Raw genomic sequence first — 9,280 nt, forward strand, 5'->3', positions numbered from 1 at the left:
TGAAATGGAAGCAACTATTTGAGCTTCTTTTGAATCCTCAGGCGCAGACTTATAATTCTTGATCCATTCTGTATTCTTATCCACATCAATTTCCAAATCTTTAAGATATTCAGGTCCTAATTTATTCGTGATCACTGTTAGCAATGGATCCGTTTTTTGAGCCATCGCAAAACTAAATGCCATATAACCAATAGAATTATAAACATCTTTTAGGCCAAAAAGTTGCTTCTCAATACCCGTCAGATAAAACTCAACCGGCGTAGGTCCATTTTCTATAAATTGGTTTATCCCATCCAAATACGCCTCGGTAAGTCGTATTGTTCTATTCGTAGGTTCCCGCTGTTCGATAGTTTTAGCAGATGCCTCATCAATACCCAGGGAAAGAAAAAATTTATCTGTAGATAGTAATTTAGAACCAAAAACCTCTGATAACCCACCGCTGGCCACCCTTCTCAACAATTCCATTTGCCAAAGTCTGTCCTGGGCATGCACGTATCCAAGTGTTCTAATTGCATCCTCTTCATTTTCACCATAAATGTGGGGAATACCATAGGAATCATAGTAGACAGATACCTCATCAGACAGATTTAATAATTGTTTTTCACCTTCATAGTCGGGTTTCAGGGTTTGTATGAAGATGAAAGCGGCAAAAGATAAAAGTCCAAATAGTGCCAATAGTATAAGGAGGGGATTTTTAATTTTCTTCACAACAACGGTTTTGGGATTTAAAGATAGAAAAATAGGGAGCCACTTGAGTTATAAGGGGCCTTTTTTTGATACAACTTTTATGATTTGAACTCAAAGATTATAAAAATCACAATAGGACATTGAGCTACATATTCTGAAGCGGATAGTATAGCCGTTTTATTGAACTATGCCTGTAAATTCACCTTTATTGAGCTCATTAAAGTTTTTCAGACCTTCTTTCAACCAACTCTCATAGGTTTCGCTATTAGCATTTTGAATTGAAGAATTTAAGACGTGCAGATCCGGAGAAAGTAAAACGTAATAGGGCTGTGATGCTGCACCAAAGTTTAGGGTTTGAAAAGTACCCCATTTTTCCCCTACTGTTTCAATGTTTTTTACCCGTCCAGAATCGAATTTATAATCAAATATTTCATTTTCCGGCAATGATTTTCGGTCGTCTATATATAAGGAAATCAGCACATAATACTCTTTTAGCATTTCATAAATATCGGGTTCGCTCCAGACGTTTTCTTCCATTTTTCTGCAGTTTACACAGGCCCATCCCGTAAAATCGAGTAATACGGGCTTCTTTTCTTTTTTAGCATAAGCTATCCCCTCTTCAAAATCCTTAAAGCAGTTAAGTCCAAGAGGGCAATTACTTTCTTTATTAACTACGGAATAAAAATCCGGAGGTGGAAATCCGCTTAATAATTTAAGGTTGGTAATATTAAAAGCACCGAGTATTAAATAGACGGTAAACGCAGCAGTTAAAACGCCTACTCCAATTCTGGTTTTAGATAACTTTTGTTTTGGCCCTTCATGCTTAAATCTGAATATTCCAAATAGGTATAAAACCAATAAAACAAAAAGCAATATCCAGATCCCCAGGAAAATTTCTCTCTTAAGGAACCCCCAATTCCCAACAAGGTCTGCATTTGATAAAAATTTAAAGGCCAGGGCCAATTCAAGAAATCCAAGAAATACTTTTACCGTATCCATCCATCCACCAGACTTGGGTAATGAATTTAACCATGCAGGAAATAACGCAAACAACGCAAAAGGTAAGGCAAGGGCAACTCCAAATCCCAACATACCGGCCGAAAGGTTATTGGCCACATCGCCTTCGGCCAAAGTAGTACTTCCTAAAAGGCCTCCTAAAATTGGTCCGGTACAGGAAAAAGATACAATAGCCAGCGTTAGTGCCATAAAAAATATTCCTAATCCTCCTCCTACCTTAGAAGATGCATTGTCCATTTTAGTGGACCATGAACTGGGTAATGTTAATTCATAATAACCGAAAAAAGAGAATGCAAAAAATACAAACACTATAAAAAAGGCAACATTGAGCCAGATATTTGTAGCTATTGTATTTAGTATTTGCGGATCTACCGAATCAAATAAATGAAAGGGCAGGCTAAGTAAAAAATAAATTAAGACAATATAAAATCCGTATAAAGAAGCCTCAAAAATACCTGTGGATTTATTTTTGGTATGTTTCGTAAAATAGGAAACCGTTAACGGGATCATTGGAAATACACAAGGCGTCAATAAGGCAATAAGGCCGCCTAAAAACCCCAGACCAAATACAATCCACAAATTAGAACCTTTTTTCAGGTTGGCATCATCCTTAGTTTTAAGTCTTTCTTTATTTTTTAAGTCGAGTTTTAATGCAGAACTAAGGGCCAGGTCTCTGTCATCAAGGATTTCTTCTTTAACTACTACGGCACCTCCACTCAGAGATATCCTGAAAGTATAATCTTTGGTAATACATACTTCCTTACACACCTGATAGAAAAGCTCTACATCTATTTGGGAAAGAGCAGTATTTAGTAACTTTATTCGTTGTGTAAAGACTGCATTTTTTATAAAAAATGTCTCGTCTACTTCAAAAATATCACTGTACTCTTTTATAGTTTCACTTTCTGTGGTTGTTCCCACCAATTCATAATCTTCACCGCTCTTGAGAAAAGTGAATTCACTGGGTAAAGAACCATTCTCATCTGTAAACTGAGAAAAAATATGCCAGTCGTCGGCTATTTCAGCTTTGAAAATAAGTTCATACTCGTTTTCTGTCAGCTTTTTAACATCATGCGACCAAATTACAGGGTCTTCTTCCCCCTGCCCAAAACCGGGATTAAGGCTGATTAATAAAACAAGAAATGTTAATACTATTCTCATTCTGTTATAGTAAATTTTAAAATATATTTAGTTGTGGGTGTCACTTTAAAACGATCATCCCCTCTTCTGCCAATAACCCATACTATGGCATCTCCTGAGCACAAAAGCCATTGTTTTTCCTTGGAGATAAGATCTAGTTTTTCATCTTTGTAAAACTTTGAGACCTTTTTTTTCCCACTCATTCCAAAAGGGTAAAAGTAATCTCCTTTTTCCCTTTTTTTTATGCTTAGTTTATGGTTTAACGTTTCTTTATCAACATATAGTATCTTATTGGAGGTTTCACCCATTGCCTTTACCTCCTCAATCTTTATACGTAATGGTACCGTAATAGTATCCGGAATCGTATGATAAACAAATTTATCAACCAATCCTTCAACTCCAGAAGGATGAATCGGCTGTAATAAAAGATACTCCCGGTCTTTAATAAGCCGATGGGTACTTGAACGGACTTCCTTTCCACTTAAAGCGCTTAAAAGCCCAACAACATCATTCCATTCTTTAAAACCATATTCATGAAACAACTCATACATATAAACCTTAATGGGTTCTAATTTTGAAAGAGAATTTATGGGAATTTTAATAATCTCTTCCTGTTGTTGAAAAAGATTTTGTTTTAATTCAGACAGATAGTTCTTCAAAAGAGCGGTGCTGCCTTGAAGGTTTGACAGTGTAGCTTCAAAATTACCCAGAAAACCCGGGTGTAATTCCTTTAATTTGGGAATAACACCATATCTGATTTTGTTTCTTAAATACTTGGTTTCAAGATTGCTTTTGTCCTCGCGCCAACTTAAATTTTTAATTTCGGCATATTGCATGATCTGTGCCCTGGAAAAGTTTAATAACGGCCGACTTATACTGGAAGTTTTGACAGGAATACCAGTAAGTCCTTTAATTCCGGTACCCCTCGATAAATTGATAATAAAAGTCTCCAAATTATCATCTGCCTGATGTGCTGTCACCAGGGTTTTAATTTTGTTTATTTTCATCAATTCTTCAAACCAACGGTATCGTAATTCTCTTGCTGCCATTTGAAGTGATACTTTATTCTTATTTATATAACTAATTGTATCAAAATCTTTTATATATATTTTTTTTCCAATTTTCCTGGCTAAATCTTCTACAAAAAAGGCATCCATGTTACTTTCAGAGCCGCGTAATTGAAAGTTACAGTGAGCAATGGAGAAGTCCATTTTATTCAATGCACAGAGATGGGCTAATACTACACTATCAACACCCCCGCTGCAGGCAACTAAAAAGTGGTTTTCAAGGAGCTCAGGAAAGTTTACTGCAATATGTTCTTTAAACTGGTTTAACACCTTACAAAATTAGTCAAAGTTGTAACCGCCACCAATCTTTTCACGATAACTATGAAAGATCGGCTTCAAGAATGGAAATATCCTTAATCCGAAATGAAACTGTTAACTGCTGGTTTTTAGATTTTAGATAAAAATTCAGTCAGGGCCATTTGATGTTCTTTCGCAAGTGCACTATCTGTGATGCCTTTCTCAGTATCAAAATTTTCATAAAAAGAGGGCAGTGAAAATGTAGCGCTGATATTTGCCCCAAATCTGGGTAATAATTTTTCAACAATTTCGAGGGATCCCTGTGCGCCGCGCTTACCGGGGGAAGTTGCCATAAGTAGTACTTCGGTATCTTCTAAAAATTTTCTTTCCAGACGTGAAAGCCAATCCAATACATTTTTAAAATATGCAGAAGGATTACTGTTGTGTTCATTTACTGAAAGAATCACCCCATTTGCTTTCATAATATCGTCTCGCAGTTCTACCAGTGAATTGGAAAAACCCATTTCACGTTCAGTATCCTCACTAAACAGTGGAAACGGATAATTAGCCATATTTATAACCTGTACTTCCTTATTGACAATTAAACCTGCGGTATGTTGCACTAATTTGAAGTTTATTGATGTTGAGGAATTGCTACCGGCTAAAGCTAATATTGTTGACATAAGTAAGATTTTTAAGTTGACGAAAATACCGTAAATAAGCTTTAATTGCGAGTTATTTATCTAATTTTGCATTTTTGAACATCCAAACATGCTGTTAAACAAGTATATAGGATAGTTGTTAGGTATGAAAAGTAAAACTGCAAGACTATTTTTTATAGATGCCATGAGAGCCTGGGCAATCCTTATGATGCTGCAAGGGCATTTTGTGGATGGCCTGCTGGAAAATTCTTTTAGGGATCCGAACAGTGTTATATTTAGTGTTTGGAGCTATTTCAGAGGAATTACAGCGCCTGTATTTTTTACAGTTTCAGGCTTTATTTTCACCTATCTGCTAATTCGTATACCAGAGAAAGGATTTAATAATCCAAGAATAAAAAAAGGGATTAAACGTGGTATTCAACTATTGTTCATTGGGTATCTTCTCCGTTTGAATCTGTTTGGATTGTTTATGGGCGAAATGTATCCTTCTTTCTTCCTGGTTGACGTTTTGCATATAATAGGCTTGTCGATTTTGGGAATTATTGGTTTGTATTTGCTCACCAGTAAGCAAAAAAAATACGTCTTCCCTTTATTATTACTTACTATAAGCTGTTTGCTTTTTAGTTTCGAGCCAATATATTCCAATTGGACTTTTCAGATACTGCCGGATGCTTTGGCCAATTATTTTACCAAAACAAATGGTTCTGTGTTTACCATAATACCCTGGTTTGGATATACTGCTATCGGAGGCTTTTTCTCCTATCTGTTTATCCATTATAAAAATTCTCAATCTCTTTATCCCACAGCTATTTCCGTTGCTGCACTTACAGGTATATTCCTAATCTTTTTCTCATCAGATCTGTTTATAGCAGTCTCATCAATAACCGGGATACAGTTGTTCGAAGCTATTGCCGCAAATAATTACCTTTTTATCAGATTGGGAGACGTACTTATTGCCTTTGCTGTCTTTATGCTATTACGCCAGTTTATAACAAGCAGGGCTATATTAAAAATAGGGCAGAATACATTATCCATCTATGTTATTCATTTTGTTATTCTGTATGGAAGTTTTACCGGACTTGGATTGTATCAATTCTTTTATCAGTCCTTGCCACCAGCAATATTGATTCCAACGGCCATCGCCTTTATGTTCGTATGCTCCTTTTTGTCCCTGTATTATGCCAGGAATGAAGATCATATCAAACAAGGTATTAGTGCTGCGCTTATGGATCTTAGAAATAAACTGGAGCCATGGGCCTTATATTCGCAAAGAATATTAAAAATAGGGATTTACAGGATACTTAGAAGCATAGGATTGGTAAAGAGCTGAAATTGACTACCAACAATTCCAAATCATAATAATTTTAGTAAACCTTAAACTTCTTAGAAATAATTCACCCGATTAAATATGCAAAGCTCTGTCGTCAGTAGCGGCCAGAGCAGCTTCTTTTACTGCTTCGGCATAAGTTGGATGTGCATGACTCATACGCGAAATATCCTCGGCTGAAGCTCTGAATTCCATAGCAGTGACTGCTTCGGCAATCAGATCGGCACAACGGGCACCTATCATGTGTACTCCAAGGACTTCATCTGTTTTCTTATCTGCAAGAATTTTAACAAAACCATCGATATCCATGCTAGCTCTGGATCGTCCCAAAGCACGCATTGGAAATTGACCCGATTTATATTCCACACCAGCTTCTTTTAATTCTTCTTCTGTTTTTCCAACCGATGCTACTTCCGGCCAGGTATATACAACTCCGGGAATTAAATTATAATCTATATGCGGCTTTTGACCGGCAATAATCTCTGCGACCATGGTACCTTCCTCCTCCGCTTTATGCGCAAGCATTGCGCCTTTAACCACATCACCAATAGCATATATATTAGGGATATTGGTCTGTAAATTGTTGTTCACTGCTACCCTGCCCATATCATCCAATGCCACACCTGCGGCCTCCGCATTTAAACCATCGGTATAAGGCCTTCTACCTACGGATACCAGGCAATAATCACCTTTTAAGATGACTTCCTCTCCTTTTTTATTATCAGCTTTAATGATTACCTCCTTGCTTTTGCGTTCTACAGATGTAACTTTATGAGAAAGTAAAAATTTTACTTTTTGCTTTTTTAAAACCCTCATAAGTTCTTTGGAAAGTCCTCCATCCATACCGGGGATAATTCTATCCATATACTCCACAACGGTAACTTCAGAACCCAGGCGCTTATATACCTGACCTAATTCTAATCCAATCACCCCACCACCAATAATGATCATGTGCGCAGGGATTTCCTTTAATTTTAAGGCTTCTGTAGAAGTAATAACACGTTCCTTATCCAGCTTTATAAAAGGAAGTGAAGAGGGTTTGGAGCCCGTTGCAATAATTATATTTTTGGCTTCCAGTATCTGTGATTTTCCCTTAGTTTGTGCTATTGTGATATGGGTAGCGTCCTTAAAACTTCCTATGCCCTCATAAACATCAATTTTATTTTTATCCATCAAAAACTGAATCCCCTTGGTGGTTTGGTCTACTACAGCCTGCTTACGACTTATCATCTTTTCAAGGTTTATCTTAATATCACCCGGGATTTCTATGCCGTGTTCTTCAAAATGTTTTATCGCATCTTCATAATGATGGCTGGAATCTAAAAGTGCTTTGGAAGGAATACAACCCACATTAAGACAGGTTCCTCCCAAAGTTGAATATTTCTCGATTATGGCAGTTTTCATACCCAATTGCGCGCATCTGATGGCAGCAACATACCCACCTGGTCCAGAGCCTATAACGGCCACATCATATTGATTCATAGTCTTTATTTTTAAAGTAAAAGATTCGTTTTATATTGGGATATTAAGAAAATCAGATCACAAAAGTACAAATGTTTTTGATTAGGACATAAGAGAATCAGACCTGAAGAAAACCCAAACTACAAGATTAATTAAAAGTGTATGGCGGTGCTGTATTTCACTTCATTAATAACAAAAGAACTCTGGGTGCTTCCTATATTTTTTATCGCAGTCAACTTGGTCACCATAAACTCTCTGTAAGACTCCATATCACTTACGTTAACTTTAAGGATATAATCATAATCACCGCTAATGTGATGGCATTCCGAAACTTCTTCCAGCTGAACTACTTCCCGTTCAAACTGCAGTACATTATCTTTAATATGCTGAATCAGTTTAACATGACAGAGTACCATAAAAGCTTTGTTTACCTTATTCTTATCAACCAATGCCACATACCTGGTAATCACACCAGTTTTTTCCAACCGTTTTATCCGTTCATATACCGCCGTGGTTGAAAGTCCAAGTCGGTTTGCATATTCCTTGGTGGTCCATTTACTATCCTCTTGCAGGAGCACCAATAATTCCCTGTCCTTTGCGTCTATTTTAATCATGATTTATTTACATCAAAAACTGCTATAACTGTATAAAAATAAATATATAATCTATTTACAGTGATAAATATAGTTTTATTTTCTGTTATATTGAATTAATATTGTTTTTTAATCTATATTTCAATAATTTTATATTACAAAATTTATGCTCCTATGAAACATAACGCGACAGATAAAATTCAGGAATTACACAATTTTGGTGAATTCGGGGGTGTTAATCCGTCTATATCCGATTCATCTACTTACACCTTCCTATCCGCAAAAACAATGTTCGATACTTTTGAAGGGAATACAGAAGGTTGTTACTTATATAGCAGGCACTCCTCCCCTTCCAATCTGTATTTAGGAGAAGCTCTTGCAGCTCTCGAAGGAACAGAAACAGCAAATGTCGCGGCAAGTGGCATGGGTGCAATTACAGCAGTGATCCTTCAATTGTGTAATTCGGCAGACCACATTGTTAGCAGCAGAACTATTTATGGAGGAACTTATGCTTTTATGAAAAATTTTCTAAGGAAATTCAATATTAGTACTTCATTTGTAGACATAACTAAAACAGAACTTGTAGAGAAGGCAATTACACCTAATACAAAAATGATATTTTGTGAATCTATTAGTAACCCTTTATTGGAAGTAGCTGATATAAAAGCATTATCCAAATTAGCCAAAAAGTATAATATTCCTCTGGTTGTAGACAATACTTTTTCACCATTATCAATTGCACCGGGAAAATTAGGAGCAGAGATAGTTATCCATAGTCTTACTAAATTCATAAATGGAACCAGTGATAGTGTTGCCGGGGCAGTTTGTGGGACGAAGGAGTTTTGTCTCAGCCTTAAGGATGTGCATGATGGAGCCGGGATGCTTCTGGGTAGTACTCTTGATAGCCTCCGGGCATCTTTTATTCTAAAAAATATGAGAACACTTCATATAAGGATGAAAAAACACAGCGAAAATGCACTATACCTGGCCCAAAAGTTTGAGAAAGATGGTCTCAGGGTCGTATATCCCGGGCTTAAATCACATTCAGGGTACCATACTATGAAAAAGCAAATGATTACTGAATATGGG

Annotated in this window: 8 protein-coding genes; 2 read left to right on the forward strand and 6 right to left on the reverse strand. The window is 36.5% G+C overall.

Features of this window, described 5'->3' with window-relative positions; genetic code table 11:
- From WBN20_RS05355 to WBN20_RS05370, 4 genes are all read right to left on the reverse strand, one after another.
- Positions 1-708 (reverse strand): penicillin acylase family protein (locus WBN20_RS05355; RefSeq protein WP_424280977.1); only part of this gene is annotated, 708 nt, incomplete at its 3' end.
- A 156-nt stretch (positions 709-864) separates the two neighbouring features.
- On the reverse strand, positions 865-2,865 hold the full coding sequence (locus WBN20_RS05360) for a protein-disulfide reductase DsbD family protein (RefSeq protein ID WP_424280978.1): 2,001 nt from the start codon (positions 2,863-2,865) through the stop codon (positions 865-867).
- Complete coding sequence (gene tilS, locus WBN20_RS05365) at positions 2,862-4,181, reverse strand: tRNA lysidine(34) synthetase TilS (RefSeq protein ID WP_424280979.1); 1,320 nt, start codon at positions 4,179-4,181, stop codon at positions 2,862-2,864. Before tilS ends, WBN20_RS05360 begins: the two co-directional genes overlap by 4 nt.
- Positions 4,182-4,297: 116 nt before the next feature.
- A complete protein-coding gene (locus WBN20_RS05370; protein ID WP_424280980.1) occupies positions 4,298-4,831 on the reverse strand; it encodes an NADPH-dependent FMN reductase in 534 nt (177 codons plus the stop codon).
- A gap of 124 nt (positions 4,832-4,955) precedes the next feature.
- Between WBN20_RS05370 and WBN20_RS05375 the strand changes: the two genes are divergently transcribed.
- A complete protein-coding gene (locus tag WBN20_RS05375; protein ID WP_424280981.1) occupies positions 4,956-6,140 on the forward strand; it encodes an acyltransferase family protein in 1,185 nt (394 codons plus the stop codon).
- Positions 6,141-6,212: 72 nt separating this feature from the next.
- On the opposite strand, the gene lpdA is transcribed toward WBN20_RS05375, so the two are convergent.
- Together lpdA and WBN20_RS05385 are read right to left on the reverse strand one after the other, a co-directional pair.
- A complete protein-coding gene (gene lpdA / locus WBN20_RS05380; protein WP_424280982.1) occupies positions 6,213-7,619 on the reverse strand; it encodes a dihydrolipoyl dehydrogenase in 1,407 nt (468 codons plus the stop codon).
- Positions 7,620-7,750: 131 nt separating this feature from the next.
- A complete protein-coding gene (locus WBN20_RS05385) occupies positions 7,751-8,212 on the reverse strand; it encodes an Lrp/AsnC family transcriptional regulator (RefSeq protein WP_424273669.1) in 462 nt (153 codons plus the stop codon).
- A gap of 153 nt (positions 8,213-8,365) precedes the next feature.
- Here WBN20_RS05385 and WBN20_RS05390 point away from each other — a divergent pair.
- A partial coding sequence (locus WBN20_RS05390; RefSeq protein WP_424280983.1) for a trans-sulfuration enzyme family protein occupies positions 8,366-9,280 on the forward strand: 915 nt, incomplete at its 3' end.

The organism is Eudoraea sp. (genome assembly GCF_049665975.1).
Taxonomy (GTDB): Bacteria; Bacteroidota; Bacteroidia; order Flavobacteriales; family Flavobacteriaceae; genus Eudoraea.

Excerpts from the sequence above, each read along its gene's own strand:
- WBN20_RS05360 (WP_424280978.1), bottom strand. The coding sequence starts at position 2,865 with ATGAGAATAGTATTAACATTTCTTGTTTTATTAATCAGCCTTAATCCC.
- WBN20_RS05370 (WP_424280980.1), bottom strand. The coding sequence starts at position 4,831 with ATGTCAACAATATTAGCTTTAGCCGGTAGCAATTCCTCAACATCAATA.
- WBN20_RS05375 (WP_424280981.1), top strand. The coding sequence starts at position 4,956 with ATGAAAAGTAAAACTGCAAGACTATTTTTTATAGATGCCATGAGAGCC.
- lpdA (WP_424280982.1), bottom strand. The coding sequence starts at position 7,619 with ATGAATCAATATGATGTGGCCGTTATAGGCTCTGGACCAGGTGGGTAT.
- WBN20_RS05385 (WP_424273669.1), bottom strand. The coding sequence starts at position 8,212 with ATGATTAAAATAGACGCAAAGGACAGGGAATTATTGGTGCTCCTGCAA.